This window comes from Geobacillus subterraneus (assembly GCF_001618685.1).
Lineage (GTDB): Bacteria > Bacillota > Bacilli > Bacillales > Anoxybacillaceae > Geobacillus > Geobacillus subterraneus.
In genome coordinates this window covers 2,284,997-2,299,445 of record NZ_CP014342.1, presented here as the reverse complement: position 1 = coordinate 2,299,445, position 14,449 = coordinate 2,284,997, and the positions used below count along the sequence as shown (strand labels likewise).

Annotated in this window: 19 protein-coding genes; 14 read left to right on the top strand and 5 right to left on the bottom strand. The window is 51.9% G+C overall.

Features of this window, described 5'->3' with window-relative positions; genetic code table 11:
* Nucleotides 1–13: 13 nt before the first annotated feature.
* Nucleotides 14–889 carry a metallophosphoesterase gene (locus GS3922_RS11270; protein WP_063166442.1) on the bottom strand — a complete coding sequence of 292 codons (876 nt, stop codon included), beginning with the start codon at nucleotides 887–889 and terminating at the stop codon, nucleotides 14–16.
* Nucleotides 890–961: 72 nt separating this feature from the next.
* Between GS3922_RS11270 and GS3922_RS17640 the strand changes: the two genes are divergently transcribed.
* From GS3922_RS17640 to GS3922_RS11215, 13 genes are all read left to right on the top strand, one after another.
* Entirely contained in the window at nucleotides 962–1,117 is a 156-nt protein-coding gene (locus tag GS3922_RS17640; protein ID WP_156485824.1) for a hypothetical protein, read from the top strand.
* 35 nt (nucleotides 1,118–1,152) lie between these two features.
* Nucleotides 1,153–1,920 (top strand): 2,4-dienoyl-CoA reductase, encoded by a 768-nt coding sequence (gene fadH, locus GS3922_RS11265; RefSeq protein ID WP_063166441.1) that lies wholly within the window; start codon nucleotides 1,153–1,155, stop codon nucleotides 1,918–1,920.
* A 216-nt stretch (nucleotides 1,921–2,136) separates the two neighbouring features.
* The gene (locus GS3922_RS11260) at nucleotides 2,137–3,354 is read left to right on the top strand and encodes an EAL domain-containing protein (protein WP_063166440.1); all 1,218 of its coding nucleotides are present in this window, start codon (nucleotides 2,137–2,139) and stop codon (nucleotides 3,352–3,354) included.
* A gap of 48 nt (nucleotides 3,355–3,402) precedes the next feature.
* Nucleotides 3,403–3,636 carry a hypothetical protein gene (locus GS3922_RS11255; RefSeq protein ID WP_063166439.1) on the top strand — a complete coding sequence of 78 codons (234 nt, stop codon included), beginning with the start codon at nucleotides 3,403–3,405 and terminating at the stop codon, nucleotides 3,634–3,636.
* Between the two features lie 124 nt (nucleotides 3,637–3,760).
* Nucleotides 3,761–3,958, top strand: a complete 198-nt coding sequence (abbA, locus tag GS3922_RS11250) for an antirepressor AbbA (RefSeq protein WP_063166438.1) — start codon at nucleotides 3,761–3,763, stop codon at nucleotides 3,956–3,958.
* Between the two features lie 104 nt (nucleotides 3,959–4,062).
* The gene (gene cbpB / locus GS3922_RS11245) at nucleotides 4,063–4,518 is read left to right on the top strand and encodes a cyclic-di-AMP-binding protein CbpB (RefSeq protein ID WP_063167393.1); all 456 of its coding nucleotides are present in this window, start codon (nucleotides 4,063–4,065) and stop codon (nucleotides 4,516–4,518) included.
* Nucleotides 4,519–4,611: 93 nt separating this feature from the next.
* Complete coding sequence (gene dapD / locus GS3922_RS11240; protein WP_063166437.1) at nucleotides 4,612–5,322, top strand: 2,3,4,5-tetrahydropyridine-2,6-dicarboxylate N-acetyltransferase; 711 nt, start codon at nucleotides 4,612–4,614, stop codon at nucleotides 5,320–5,322.
* A 597-nt stretch (nucleotides 5,323–5,919) separates the two neighbouring features.
* Entirely contained in the window at nucleotides 5,920–7,179 is a 1,260-nt protein-coding gene (gene ltrA / locus GS3922_RS11235) for a group II intron reverse transcriptase/maturase (RefSeq protein ID WP_020961418.1), read from the top strand.
* A gap of 87 nt (nucleotides 7,180–7,266) precedes the next feature.
* Nucleotides 7,267–8,400, top strand: a complete 1,134-nt coding sequence (locus tag GS3922_RS11230) for an N-acetyldiaminopimelate deacetylase (RefSeq protein WP_063166436.1) — start codon at nucleotides 7,267–7,269, stop codon at nucleotides 8,398–8,400.
* 52 nt (nucleotides 8,401–8,452) lie between these two features.
* The gene (locus tag GS3922_RS11225; protein WP_063166435.1) at nucleotides 8,453–8,695 is read left to right on the top strand and encodes a YkuS family protein; all 243 of its coding nucleotides are present in this window, start codon (nucleotides 8,453–8,455) and stop codon (nucleotides 8,693–8,695) included.
* A gap of 242 nt (nucleotides 8,696–8,937) precedes the next feature.
* Nucleotides 8,938–9,486 (top strand): peroxiredoxin, encoded by a 549-nt coding sequence (locus GS3922_RS11220; protein ID WP_063166434.1) that lies wholly within the window; start codon nucleotides 8,938–8,940, stop codon nucleotides 9,484–9,486.
* Between the two features lie 73 nt (nucleotides 9,487–9,559).
* Nucleotides 9,560–9,700 (top strand): hypothetical protein, encoded by a 141-nt coding sequence (locus GS3922_RS17635; RefSeq protein ID WP_156485823.1) that lies wholly within the window; start codon nucleotides 9,560–9,562, stop codon nucleotides 9,698–9,700.
* A gap of 40 nt (nucleotides 9,701–9,740) precedes the next feature.
* Nucleotides 9,741–10,403, top strand: a complete 663-nt coding sequence (locus GS3922_RS11215; protein WP_063166433.1) for a potassium channel family protein — start codon at nucleotides 9,741–9,743, stop codon at nucleotides 10,401–10,403.
* Between the two features lie 145 nt (nucleotides 10,404–10,548).
* Here GS3922_RS11215 and rnjA read toward each other — a convergent pair whose 3' ends face one another.
* From rnjA to GS3922_RS18360, 3 genes are all read right to left on the bottom strand, one after another.
* Nucleotides 10,549–12,216, bottom strand: a complete 1,668-nt coding sequence (gene rnjA, locus GS3922_RS11210; RefSeq protein ID WP_063166432.1) for a ribonuclease J1 — start codon at nucleotides 12,214–12,216, stop codon at nucleotides 10,549–10,551.
* Nucleotides 12,213–12,428, bottom strand: a complete 216-nt coding sequence (locus GS3922_RS11205) for a DNA-dependent RNA polymerase subunit epsilon (protein WP_063166431.1) — start codon at nucleotides 12,426–12,428, stop codon at nucleotides 12,213–12,215. Before GS3922_RS11205 ends, rnjA begins: the two co-directional genes overlap by 4 nt.
* Nucleotides 12,429–12,573: 145 nt before the next feature.
* A complete protein-coding gene (locus GS3922_RS18360) occupies nucleotides 12,574–12,708 on the bottom strand; it encodes a hypothetical protein (RefSeq protein ID WP_257722307.1) in 135 nt (44 codons plus the stop codon).
* A 183-nt stretch (nucleotides 12,709–12,891) separates the two neighbouring features.
* On the opposite strand from GS3922_RS18360, the gene GS3922_RS11200 reads away from it, so the two are divergent.
* Complete coding sequence (locus GS3922_RS11200) at nucleotides 12,892–13,668, top strand: Cof-type HAD-IIB family hydrolase (protein ID WP_063166430.1); 777 nt, start codon at nucleotides 12,892–12,894, stop codon at nucleotides 13,666–13,668.
* Nucleotides 13,669–13,846: 178 nt separating this feature from the next.
* Here the strand turns inward: GS3922_RS11200 and def are convergent, their stop codons facing one another.
* Complete coding sequence (gene def, locus GS3922_RS11195) at nucleotides 13,847–14,401, bottom strand: peptide deformylase (protein ID WP_063166429.1); 555 nt, start codon at nucleotides 14,399–14,401, stop codon at nucleotides 13,847–13,849.
* Nucleotides 14,402–14,449: the final 48 nt, after the last annotated feature.

The following is a 14,449-nucleotide window of genomic DNA, read 5'->3' as shown; positions in this document are numbered from 1 at the left end:
TGACTTGCTTGACCTATTTTTCGCGATTAGTGAGCGAAAAGACCGTCAGTTCCGGCGGAGCGAAAAAGCGAAGCGGCACCCTTGTTGTGCCGAGGCCGCGGTTGACGTACAGCACAAGCCCGCCGACGTGGTAAAATCCTTCGTAATACCGTTCAGACAGCGGCGGAGTCATGAGCGGACCGATAAACGGCAGCTGGATTTGTCCGCCATGGCTATGGCCGGAAAGTTGGGCATGAATCGGGTAGCGGCACGTCTCAACGGCGCTGTCCGGTTCGTGAACGAGGGCGATCGTATATGTTGCCGGCGGAATGCCCGCCGTCATTTTCGCCCAATCGGGCCGGCCGAGCATCATATCGTCACCGCCGGCCACAGCGATCGCCTCTTGTCCGCGGCGAACGAGCGCATGCTCGTTGACAAGGACGCGAAACCCGGCCCGTTCCATCAGCCGGCGGTAAATGTCCGTTCCGTAGCCGCCGTGGTCGTGGTTGCCATAAACGCTGAATTTCCCAAGCGGGGCGCGGATGTTTGCCAGCGCTTCAGCGACCGTCTCAGTGTGCGGGTATCGGTTCGCCTCATGGAGCAAATCGCCGGTAAAAACAACAAGATCAGGCTCCAGCGTGTTAATTCGGTCGATCACGTGGTAAAAGCGCTTCAAGCTGTCATAATGCCCGAGATGGAGGTCGCTGAATTGCAGCAGTTTTACGCCGTGAAACGCCCTCGGGATGAGCGGGTGTGACAGTGTATGGTGCGTCACCGTCAATTGTGACGGTTCAACCCAGCGGGCGTAGCCGTAGGCGAGCGATGTCGCCAGCGCCGCGGCAAAGCCGGTGCGTGTCAGTTTTTTTAAAAACGCGCGTCGGTTCATTTTGGCTGTTTCAATACGATGCATCGTCTCGTCGTCCTTTCACAAGTAGCTTTATTATAACGAAAACTAGAAGGGAAGAACAATAGGAGAAAAATCATGTTGCCTAATCAAGAAGGCCCCTCACTCTTAGGAAAAGGGAAAGCAGGAAAGAAATCAGTGAGCTTTGATTTTCAAAAAAATCAGTTATTTTTGTTGAAAAGAAGAAGAATTTGCCCTATGCTAGAAAAAGAAAGAGAACTGAAGAAACAGTAAAATGAATGAGCAATCAGTCATAGGGGGAGAGGCGAATGAACGGAAAAGTCATCATTGTTACCGGCGGGTCGAGCGGAATGGGAAAATATATGGCGAAGCGGTTTGTCTCTGAAGGGGCGAACGTTGTCATTACGGGAAGGCGGGCCGAAGCGCTGGAAGAGGCTAAGCGGGAAATGGAAACGCCCGGCGGCGGGCGGGTGCTTGTTGTTCCGATGGATGTGCGCAATCCGGAGCAAGTCGCGGACATGGTCGCACGGGTCGATGCGGAGTTTGGCCGCATTGATGCTCTCGTTAACAACGCGGCCGGCAATTTTATTTGTCCGGCGGAAAAGCTGTCGATCAACGGTTGGAACAGCGTCATCAACATCGTATTGAACGGAACGTTTTACTGCAGCCGTGAAGTCGGCAACTATTGGATTCCGCGCGGCTTGAAAGGGAGCATCATCAACATCATTGCGACGTACGCCTGGCATGCCGGCGCGGGGGTCATTCATTCGGCAAGCGCCAAGGCCGGGGTGCTGGCGATGACGCGCACATTGGCGGTCGAGTGGGGGAAGAAATACGGCTTCCGCGTTAATGCCATCGCCCCGGGGCCGATCGAGCGGACAGGCGGGGCGGAGCGGCTTTGGGAATCAGAGGAAGCGGAGCGGATGACGTTGGAAAGCGTGCCGCTCGGGCGGCTCGGGACGCCGGAAGAAATCGCGGCGGTCGCTTCGTTTTTGCTTTCGGATGAAGCCGCTTACATTAACGGCGCTTGCATCACAGTCGACGGCGGCCAATGGCTGAACCGGCGGCCGTTTTAATCAAATTTGCCATAAAGCAAGATGGTCCTCACCCAAAAGGGATTGCAGGCGGTATTTCTTCATTTATCGCGGGCAACCGGCTCATTGCACGCAACGGCCTTTGTCACAAGCGGATTCCCTGCTGTCAGGGGAGCCGCTTTTTTTACGAGTCAGGAACGATTGGGCAATTATGCTATAATAAAGGCAAAGATGGTCGACCAGAATGAGGTGAGCATGATGGATGCATTAGACGTGATGGCCAACTTGTCGCAAGTGATCCCGTACTATCAACCGATTTTTAGCGCCGATGAGCATGGAGTCATCGGATATGAAGTGCTCGGGCGATTCCAAACGGAAGCGGGGCCAGTCAGTCTCGGGCCGTTTTTTCATGATGAAACGATTCCGGAAGAGTTTCGCATGGAAGTGGATGATGTGATCACTAAAAAGGCGCTCGATTATTTTCTGTCGCTCGATGACGAGACGCCGCTCATCTTTCTCAACCGCGACGCCAATTTATTGATGCTTGACCGCGGCGAATCGTTTTTGCAATTGCTTCTCGGTTACGAGGCGAAAGGGTTGGCGCTTAGCCGCATCATATTGGAAATTAACGAGCAGCATTTTAAAGGCGACCTGGATCAGCTCAGCCATTTATTGACGTATATCCGCACGTACGGTATTAAAGTGGCGGTCGATAATATCGCCGAACATAGCATTCATCTTGAGCGGATCGGCGTTTTGTCGCCTGACATTTTAAAAATCGACTTGCATGAATTGCGAAAAACGTCGGTCCACCAAGCTTATCAAGAAATCGTTCATTCCATTTCGCTGTTGGCGCGCAAAATCGGAGCGACGCTTCTGTATGAGGATATTGAAACATCATTTCAGCTTCAGTACGCATGGCGGCATGGCGGCCGCTACTACCAAGGATACTATTTGGCTAAGCCGGCGCCGGAAGTCGTGCCGCGTGATCTGTTGAAAGAACTGCTGCGCCAAGAATGCCATCGCTTTATCCAACAGGAAAAGAAAAAGCTCGAGACGCTGTATCAAATTTCCGAGCAGTTTCAGCAACGGATTGCCGCACTGCTTGGCAAATACAAAAAAGCGGGCGGCTTTAATGAGCTGATTTCGCTGCTGGCCGACGAACTCGATGACGTTTGCTTCCGCATTTACGTCTGTGATGAAGACGGCTTTCAACAGTCGGGCAATATGTTTAAGCGCGGCGGCCGCTGGGAGTTGCAGCAACAATATTACATGAAAAATTGGAGCTGGCGCCCGTATTTTTTGGAAAACATTATTCGCATGCGTTCGCGCCGGAGAGGGATTTTATCGGATTTATATACAGACATTGAAACCGGGGAGACGATCCGGACGTATTCATACCCGATTGATGAGCGCCATTATTTGTTTATCGACTTGTCGTACAGCTACTTGTTTGAGCATGACGCCCATTATTGACCGCATAAAATCCTCTCATTGAGGCAAAGTAAACATGAGGTGAAACTTATGGCACAGTTGACTTTTGTGTTATCCGCCCTCTCTGTATTGATCGCGGTCATCGGGTTCGTCTATACGGTTCGCCTCGGACGCCAACAGCGTTGGCAAGGGGAGCTTGACGGGCCGATTCCGAAAACGGTCGAGGAGCATGCCTACTTGCGCAACCCGCTGCTTCTCGCTTACGTACTTGCGGCCTTGCTCGCCATTTTTGCCATTGGTTATTTGGCGTTGCGCTATTATTGAAAAAAGGCCATTCCATTCATATGGGTGGCCTTTTTGCCTGTCCGCAAATGACGCTTTTTTCCACGACTTTTTTCCTTTGCCGCTGAATATATATGAAAGCGGAAGAGGCAAAGGGGGAGTGAAGATGGCGAAGCGGCTGCCGCTGCAGCTGTCGGGCGAGGAGGCGTCATTGTTGCTTGAGGTGCTGTTCAGCCAGGAATATGCGCTCGAACTTGTCCGTTCGGAGCTGGCGGATATTGAAAACGGGGATAAGGAGGCTGACGAACGACGATATCGGCAGCTTTTACGTTTGTACGACCGCCTTTTAACTGAAGAAAGGTAACATGTCGTTTTGTACTATCGCTTGGCAAGAAGCGATAGTCTTTTTTATGGTATGATAAAAGTGGAGAGGGAAAGATGCAAAAAAGAGAAAGGCGGAACATTGGCATGACATGGTTAGGAAACAAACAGCCGGCCAACATGACGGTTAAACCATTCCTCATCCCTGCGGATAAAGTCGCGCACGTTCAGCCTGAAAACTATTTGGATCATGCGCTGCTCGTCTTGACAAAAACCGGTTATTCAGCGATCCCAGTTCTCGATACATCGTATAAACTGCATGGGCTCATCAGCATGACGATGATTATGGATGCGATGTTAGGATTAGAGCGCATCGAGTTTGAACGGCTCGAAACGATGAAGGTCGAAGAAGTGATGAATCGAAACATTCCGCGCCTCCGGCTCGACGACAGCTTGATGAAGGCGGTCGGACTTGTCGTCAATCATCCATTCGTCTGCGTAGAAAACGATGACGGCTATTTTGAAGGGATTTTTACCCGGCGGGAAATTTTAAAGCAGCTAAATAAAGAACTGCGTAAACAAAAAGGCACGCCTAAGCCATAGCTGGGCGCGCCCGGGAATTGACGCTTGCCACGATCATCTTTGTTTTGCTACAGTAAAGAAGAAACGAACATGGACAAGGAGGAGCAATGGCCCATGAAAATGATGGATGCGAATGAAATCATCTCATTTATTCAAAACAGCAAAAAATCAACCCCGGTCAAAGTATACATAAAAGGGAACGTGGAAGGCATCGACTTCGGCCCGGGCGCGAAAACGTTTATCGCTGGCAACACCGGCGTGGTGTTTGGCGAATGGCAAGACATTCAAGCCGCTATCGAGGCGAATCGGGACAAAATCGAGGATTATGTCGTCGAAAATGACCGCCGCAACTCCGCCATTCCGCTATTGGATTTAAAAGGGGTGAAAGCGCGCATTGAGCCGGGCGCCATTATTCGCGATCACGTCGAGATCGGCGACAATGCGGTCATTATGATGGGAGCAGTCATCAACATCGGCGCCGTCGTCGGCGAAGGGACGATGATCGATATGAACGCCGTGCTCGGTGGCCGGGCAACGGTCGGGAAAAACTGCCATATCGGCGCTGGCGCGGTGTTGGCCGGAGTGATTGAACCGCCATCGGCCAAGCCGGTCGTGATTGAAGATGATGTTCTCGTTGGAGCTAATGCCGTCATTTTGGAAGGTGTCACCGTCGGCAAAGGGGCGGTCGTCGCTGCTGGGGCAATCGTCGTCGAAGACGTGCCGCCGTATACGGTCGTGGCCGGCGTGCCGGCGCGCGTCATTAAGCAAATTGACGAACAAACGAGAGCGAAAACGGAAATTAAACAAGAGCTTCGCCAATTATAATGACATGAAAAAGCTGTCCGCTCACAGGGCAGCTTTTTTCCGAGTGCGCCCGGCATGGGTGCAGTCTATAGGGTGAAAGTCCCGAACTGCGAAGGCAGAAGTAGCAGTTAGCTTAACGCAAGGGTGTCTGCGGCGACGCAGAATCTGAAGGAAGCGGGCGGCAAACTTCCGGTCTGAGGAACACGAACTTCATAGGAGGCTGGGTATCATTGGGTGAGTTTGCACGACAAAACGAAGCCCTTTCTGCCGAAGGTGATACCGAGTAAATGAAGCAGATAGATGGAAGGAAAGACTGCACTCTTACCCGGGGAGGTCTGTCCGGGAAGCCAAGTGCGCTTGGCAACCGTTGGAGCGATCCAACGCTGAACGGACAGAAGTCAGCAGAGGTCATAGTACCCGTCTAGCTTAAGATAGAAGGGGAAGGACCGAACCATGAAGGAGAACGGCCACTAGGCGTTCATCTTCTTTGATGAAGCAGACAACCCGAAAGGGCCTGCTTGAGGGAGGAAATGGTGAAGTCCATGGGGGACCTCAAGAGGGTGGAGAAGAAGATGGCACAAATAGAACGGATCGTTCACGTAGAGAGGAAGAATCGGAATGTGGATGAAACAGGTACTGTCACGGGAGAATCTCCTGCGAGCACTCAAACAAGTGGAAAAGAATAAAGGGTCCCATGGAACCGATGGAATGTCCGTCAAAGACCTGCGAAGACACCTCGTGGAACATTGGGACGTGATACGGCGCGCTTTGGAAGAAGGGACCTACGAACCTTGCCCGGTCCGACGGGTCGAAATCCCGAAACCGAACGGAGGAGTCAGGTTACTAGGAATCCCGACCGTGACAGACCGGTTCATCCAACAGGCCATCGCCCAAGTGCTCACGCCGATCTTTGACCCATCCTTTTCGGAACACAGCTACGGGTTTCGTCCCGGTCGAAGAGGACACGACGCGGTGAAAAAGGCGAAGCAGTATATTCAGGAAGGATATACATGGGTGGTAGATATCGACTTGGAAAAGTTCTTTGATCGAGTCAACCATGACAAACTGATGGGGATATTAGCGAAACGAATTCCAGACAAAATCCTCCTAAAGTTGATACGGAAGTATCTACAGGCAGGGGTCATGATCAACGGGGTGGTCATGGAAACACAAGAGGGGACTCCACAAGGAGGGCCGCTCAGTCCACTTTTGTCCAACATTCTCTTGGATGAGCTGGACAAAGAATTGGAAAAACGAGGGCACAAATTTGTACGGTATGCGGATGACTGCAATATCTACGTAAGGACGAAGAAGGCCGGGGAACGGGTGATGAAATCGATCACGGCATTCATTGAAAAGAAACTCCGGCTGAAAGTCAATGAAACCAAATCGGCAGTGGATCGACCGTGGAGGAGAAAATTCCTCGGTTTTAGCTTCACCCCAAATAAGGAGCCAAAAATCCGGATCGCAAAGGAAAGTATTCGGCGCATGAAGCAAAGGATACGCACCATGACGAGTCGATCGAAACCGATTCCCATGCCCGAGCGAATCGAACAGCTCAACCAGTACATTCTGGGATGGTGTGGATACTTCTCGTTAGCAGAGACTCCAAGTGTGTTCAAAGAACTAGATGGATGGATTCGACGAAGGCTGCGCATGTGCCAATGGAAAGAGTGGAAACTTCCGAGAACCAGAGTCCGAAAACTGCAAAGTTTAGGAGTGCCCAAGCGGAAAGCATATGAATGGGGAAACACTCGGAAGAAATATTGGAGAGTGGCCGCTAGTCCCATCTTGCATAAAGCCCTTGGCAACTCCTATTGGGAGAGCCAAGGGCTGAAGAGTCTTTATCAACGATATGAATCTCTGCGTCAGACTTAATGGAACCGCCGTATACCGAACGGTACGTACGGTGGTGTGAGAGGACGAGGGTTAGTCACCCTCTCCTACTCGATTGGAGGAGAGAAGATGGAAGCGATCAGCCCATTTGTCGCCATTCGCCGCGACTTGCATAAAATTCCCGAACTCGGGTTTCAAGAGTTTAAAACACAGCAATATTTGCTGGAGTATATTCGGTCGCTGCCGCAGGAGCGGCTTGATGTCCGGACGTGGAAAACCGGCATTTTTGTGAAAGTCAACGGAACAGCGCCGCAAAAAACGATCGGCTACCGCGCCGATATCGACGGCTTGCCGATCAGCGAAGAAACCGGCCTGCCGTATCGCTCCGAACATGAAGGGCAAATGCATGCGTGCGGCCATGACGTCCATATGAGCATCGCTCTTGGCGTGTTGACTCATTTTGCCCATCACCCGCTCAAAGACGATTTGCTGTTTATTTTCCAACCGGCCGAAGAAGGACCGGGCGGGGCGAAGCCGATGTTAGAAAGCGATATAATGCGCGAGTGGAAGCCGGATATGATCGTCGCCTTGCATATCGCCCCGGAATATCCGGTCGGCACGATCGCGACGAAAGAAGGGCTGCTGTTTGCCAATACGTCTGAACTGTTTATTGATTTAAAAGGGAAAGGCGGCCATGCGGCGTTTCCGCACTTAGCCAACGATATGGTCGTCGCCGCCTGCACGCTCGTCACCCAGCTGCAATCGATCGTCGCCCGCAACGTTGATCCGCTTGACAGCGCCGTCATTACGATCGGAAAAATTACCGGCGGAACCGTGCAAAACGTCATCGCCGAACGCGCTCGGCTCGAAGGGACGATCCGGACGCTGTCGACGGCGGCGATGCAGGCAGTGAAGCGGCGGATTGAAGCGATCGTCCGCGGGGTGGAAGTGGCTTACGAATGTGAGGCGGCGATTGATTACGGCGCCATGTACCACGAAGTGTACAACGACCCGTCGTTGACGACAGAGTTTATCCAATTTGCTGAAACGCATGCCGACATGAATGTCATCCGCTGCAAAGAGGCGATGACCGGTGAAGATTTTGGCTATATGTTGGCAGAGATCCCCGGTTTTATGTTTTGGCTTGGCGTCGATTCGCCATACGGGCTGCACCATGCGAAGCTGGCCCCAAATGAGGCGGCGATCGATCGGGCCATCGCTTTTTTAATCGACTATTTTTCGTGGAAAGGGAATATGGAATGAAGTATAGTTCCGCCTCCATTAAGACACATTATGTGTGAGGAGGTGGAGTGTGATGGCGAAAATCGGTGTCGAGCAATCGCTGACCGACGTGCAGGAGGCGTTGAAGGAAAGAGGGTATGACGTTGTTCCGCTGCGTAGCGAACAAGATGCGAAAGGCTGCGATTGTTGCGTCATTACCGGCTTAGATACAAACGTCACCGGCATTCAAAACATGGTCACGTCCGGTCCGGTCATTGAAGCGAGCGGACTTACCGCGGAAGAAATTTGCCAAAAAATTGAACAAAAGCTTCGGTAACAATTATCGGGCTGTGTGCGCCAGCAGCCCGTTTTTTGTGGGGCCGTTCGCCTGAGCAAACCAATCAAGGTTGGGCGAAATCAAGACATAGCGGCCGTTTCTCCTTAAAACAGAACCGATGAAAAGAAGATGGGAAATCATTTCGCCTCTTTTTAACCTCTGTCCGAAGGTTCGGAGTGTTGCAATGAATGATGTCAGCGAACGGTAGGCATCGCTATTTTTTGGCAGTGGAGGGATTACATATGGCAGAGCGCCTAGTCGGAAAACAAGCTCCGCGTTTTGAAATGGAGGCTGTCCTGCCGAACGGAGAATTCGGCCGCGTCAGCCTTGAAGAAAACATGAAAAACAGCAAGTGGACCGTGCTGTTCTTCTATCCGCTCGATTTTACGTTCGTTTGCCCGACGGAAATTACGGCCATCTCCGACCGTTATGACGAGTTCGAAGACTTAGACGCGGTCGTGATCGGCGCGTCGACCGACTCGGTTTACTCGCATAAGGCGTGGATGGATGTGCCGCGCGACCAAAACGGCATCGGTCAAATTAAATACCCGCTCGCTGCCGATCGGACGCAGCAAGTTTCGCGCGATTACGGCGTGCTCATTGAAGAAGAGGGCGTCGCGCTGCGCGGACTATTCATCATCGATCCGGAAGGCGAGCTGAAATATGCCGTCGTTCACCATAACAACATCGGCCGCGATGTTGATGAAGTATTGCGCGTGCTGCAAGCGCTGCAAACCGGCGGCCTCTGTCCGGCCAACTGGAAGCCGGGGCAAGCGACGTTGACGGTGTAGGGCCATTCGCGTGAATCATGGAGAAAGGTCTAACGGGGCGTTAGGCCTTTCTTTTCCAATGGAGGAATGAAGCGTGAAACTGCGTGAACCAATGCCGGAGCTGACCGGAGCAACAGCCATGTTAAAAAGAAACGGAAAAGACAGAGCAGGCGTAACCGACGATCGACAAGGAGCGAAGAATCGTTTTCGTTCCTTTTCTTTTTTGCTACAATAAGGGGGGAAGCGACGATTGACAATTGGTGGAGGAATCAACGATGAAAAAGAAACAGTTTGCGGTGATCGGTCTCGGGCGATTTGGAGGCAGCATTTGCCGGACATTGAGCGAACAAGGGATGGAAGTGCTCGCGATTGACATTGACGAAGATCGGGTGAACGAATTTGCAGCCATCGCCTCGCACGCTGTTGTTGGCGATACGACGGACGAAAACGTGCTGAAAAGCTTAGGCATCCGCAACTTTGACCATGTCATTGTTGCGATCGGCGACAACATTCAGGCGAGCATTTTAACGACGCTCATTTTAAAAGAGCTCGGTGTCAACCATATTACGGTCAAGGCGACAAACGATTACCATGAAAAAGTGCTGAAAAAAATCGGCGCCGACCAAATCGTGCATCCGGAGCGGGACATGGGGGAGCGGATCGCCCATAACCTTATTTCGAACAACGTCTTGGACTATTTGGAGCTGTCGGACAAACATAGCATCGTCGAGATTGTCGCGAGCGAACGGCTTGACGGCCATTCGCTGCTCGAGCTTGACATCCGCGCCCGCTACGGCATTAACATCGTCGCCATTAAGCGCGGAGCGAGCGTCATCGTCTCACCGCTTGCTTCGGAAATCATCCGCAAAGGCGATGTGTTGGTCGTGATCGGTGCTGACAGCGACATCGACCGGTTTGAGGAAAAAGTCGTCGGCTAGCGGCATAATCGGAAACGGTTGTTCTTCAAATTCGACCCAGCCGGGTCGTTTGGGAGATTTTTCGGGCGTTGTATCCAGCAGCCGGCGGCGTTATATCGTTCACGTCATAGAAAAAGGGGGACTTTGCGAAAGCCCCCTTTTTTTGTTAAATCTCCATGATGATCGGCAAGATCATCGGCCGCCGTTTCGTCCGTTCGTACAAGAACGGGGCGAGCGTTTCAGTAATTTCATTTTTAATTTCTGACCATTGATTCGTTTTTCGCTCAAGCACTTTTTCGAGATGTTTGGCGATGAGCGCCTGCGCCTCGCTGATCAAATCGCCCGACTCGCGCATGTAGACGAAGCCGCGGGAGATAATATCAGGCCCGGCAGCGATTTTGAACTCTTTCATGTTGATGCTGACGACAACGATCACGAGCCCTTCCTCCGACAAAATGCGGCGGTCGCGCAAGACGATGTTGCCGATGTCGCCGACCCCGCTGCCGTCGATGTAAACCGAGCCGGACGGAATTTTGCCGACGATGCGCGCTTCGCTGTCGCTGATGCCGAGCACTTCGCCGTTATCCATAATAAAGCAGTTTTCCTCCGGCACGCCGCAGTCGATGGCGAGCTTGGCGTGCATTTTTTGCATCCGGTATTCGCCGTGGATCGGCATAAAATATTTTGGCTTCATAAGCCGGATCATCAGCTTTTGTTCTTCCTGTCCGCCGTGCCCGGACGTGTGGATGTCGCTGAGCGGGCCGTGGATCACTTCGGCGCCGGCCCGGTACAGCATGTTGATCGTTCGGTTGACGCTCACCGTGTTGCCCGGAATCGGCGATGAAGAAAAGACGACGGTGTCACCCGGGATGATTTGAATTTGCCGGTGCGTGCCGTTGGCGATGCGCGACAAGGCGGCCATCGGTTCACCTTGGCTGCCGGTGCATAAAATCGTCACCCGATTCGCCGGCAGTCGGTTGATTTCGTTTGCATCGACGAACGTGCCTTTCGGACATTTAATGTAGCCGAGATCTTGGCCGATTTCAATGGCCGCTTCCATGCTGCGGCCAAAGACGGCGATTTTCCGGTTGTTGGCGACTGCGGCTTCCGTCACTTGCTGAAGCCGGTGGATGTTGGAGGCAAACGTCGCAAAAATAATCCGTCCGTCCACTTTGCGGAAAATGTCGTGAATGCTTTCGCCGACGCGCCGCTCTGACATCGTGAAATGCGGAATTTCGCTGTTCGTGCTGTCTGAAAGCAGGCAAAGGACGCCTTCTTTCCCGATTTCAGCCATTTTCGTCAAATTGGCTGGTTCGCCGACCGGCGTAAAGTCGAATTTAAAGTCTCCGGTATGGACGATTTGCCCGACTGGCGTTTTGACGACGATGCCGTAGCTGTCCGGAATGCTGTGCGTCGTCCGGAAAAAGGTGACCGCTGTTTTTTGAAAACGGATGACATCGTCTTCGCGAATTTCAATGAGCTTAGCTTGGCGAAGCAATCCGTGTTCTTCGAGTTTGTTGCGAATGAGCCCGAGCGCCAGTTTGCCGCCGTAAATGGGGATGTTCACCTGCCGGAGCAAGTACGGAATGCCGCCGATATGATCTTCATGCCCGTGGGTAATGAACAGCCCTTTCACTTTTTCCGCATGCTTCACTAAATACGAATAGTCCGGGATGACGTAGTCGATGCCGAGCAGTTCGTCTTCCGGAAATTTAATGCCCGCGTCGATCACAATAATTTCGTCCTGAAATTGTACGCCGTATGTATTCTTCCCGATTTCACCGAGTCCGCCGAGGGCAAAAACGCCAACTTGTTGATCTGTTAATAGTTTCATGATGAAGTCTCCAATACTTGAAAGTTAGCGCTTCGCTTTTCGTACTCCAGATGCGCCCCCTCTAACGGCTGAATATACTCGATATTGATCGGACGATCTTGCAGTTTTCGGCGTACGTCCCGCTCTGATTCTGCTTCGATGTAGAGCGTTTTCGTTTTTTCTCTCACGGGCACTTCGTCCGCATTTTCTTGGTAAAACACTTTGAAAATCATCGCGAAATCTCTCCTTATCGTACAATGATTGCTTTTTTATTATATAGGAATTCATCCTCGTTTTCATGTTTTTTATTGCCAACAGCAAAAAACAGGCGGGAGATGTGCCGACGATATGTACCATCTTTGACGAGTTTTGACCGTTTCATTCGCCAAAGTGGGAAAGAAGCCCTTCGTACGGAAGGGCTGTCGTTGTAACGGTTAGGCGATCAACTTTTTTCGGAGCAAATCTTTCCATTGTTGAAGCAGCTTTTTTTTCAGCTTTTTCAACATTTTTCATCACTCCTTACTTTTTATTGTACTCATTTTGCGACGAAAGTAAATGTTCTATTATATATGATATGTAGGCGAAGGCTTGTTTTTCATGGGTAAAAATGGAACGGATCGTGGCGTTTTGGTTGACATTCAGCTTGTTTTTCAGTACGGTAGACAATGAATTTATTTTTGGCAAGGGGAAGAGAATGTGGGCAGAAAAATCGTGTTTTTCGACATCGATGGCACGCTGCTTGACGAGCAAAAACAGCTGCCGCCGTCAACCATTGAAGCGATCCGCCAGTTGAAAACGGCCGGCGTCTATGTGGCCATCGCCACCGGGCGGGCGCCGTTTATGTTTGAACATGTGCGCCGCCAGCTTGGCATCGATTCGTTCGTCAGCTTTAACGGACAATACGTCGTCTTTGAAGGGAACGTGCTGTATAAACAGCCGCTCCGCCGCGAGAAAGTGAGGGCGCTGACGGAAGAGGCCCACCAAAACGGCCACCCGCTCGTCTTTATGGACGCCGAGCAAATGAGAGCGAGCGTCGACGATCATCCGCACATTCACGTCAGCATGGAGAGCCTGAAATTCGCCCATCCGCCCGTTGACCCGTTGTATTACGAAAACAAAGACATTTATCAAGCGCTGTTGTTTTGCCGCGCGGAAGAAGAGGCGCCATATGTGCGCAACTATCCGGAGTTCCGCTTCGTCCGCTGGCACGATGTATCGACGGACGTGCTGCCGGCGGGCGGCTCAAAGGCGGAAGGCATCCGTTTTATGATCGAGAAGCTCGGGATTGGCAAAGAGGATGTGTATGCGTTCGGCGACGGATTAAATGACATCGAAATGCTGTCGTTCGTCGGAACCGGGGTGGCGATGGGCAACGCCCATGAGGAAGTAAAACGGGTCGCTGACTTTGTTACGAAACCGGTCGGCGAGGAAGGGATATGGTACGGGCTGAAGCAATTGCAATTGCTTCCATAAAAAAGCGGCCTCCGCTCATCCAGCGGGACCGCCTTTTGTTTGTGAGACACGTCAGCTGCCGCCCGGAAATGTTTCCCTTCATGCAACCGTTGTTAGGTACGGTGGAGAACACCATTTCTTCATGTAGGAAATCACTCACTTGGCAGGAAACGGCCGCTCCTCTAGCCCCCGGCCGTTGCTACCGACCGATCGGAACCGCCCCGTCCGGAACGCTAAAGGGATCCGATGGATTAATATGGTCGTAGAACATAATGCCGTTTAAATGGTCAATTTCATGTTGGAAGACGATGGATGGCAGTCCTTTCAGGCGCAAGGTGACTTCTTCGCCGTCGATCGTCGTGCCGGTGACGGTGATGCGGCTATAGCGCGGCACATATCCCGGCACATCGCGGTCGACCGACAGGCAGCCTTCCCCGGTCGTCAAATAACATTGCTGTACGGAGTGGCTGACGATTTTTGGATTGAACAAGGCATAGCTGTATAACGTTCCGTTTTCGTCAGTCACATGGACGGCGATCATCCGTTTTGATACGTTAATTTGCGGGGCAGCGAGTCCGATGCCGGGCCGCAGCCCGTACTTAGCCGCCAGCTCCGGATCTTGGCTCATTTTGACATAATCAAGCAAGCTTTGCAAAATGCGCTTATCCTCCTCTGAAGGCGGCAGCGGAACTGGTTCGGCGACTTTCCGCAGCGTCGGATGCCCTTCTTTAATAATATCTTTCATCGTAATCATCCGCTTTTTCACTCCCTGTCTTTGGCATCGCTGTCTACATGTTAGTCT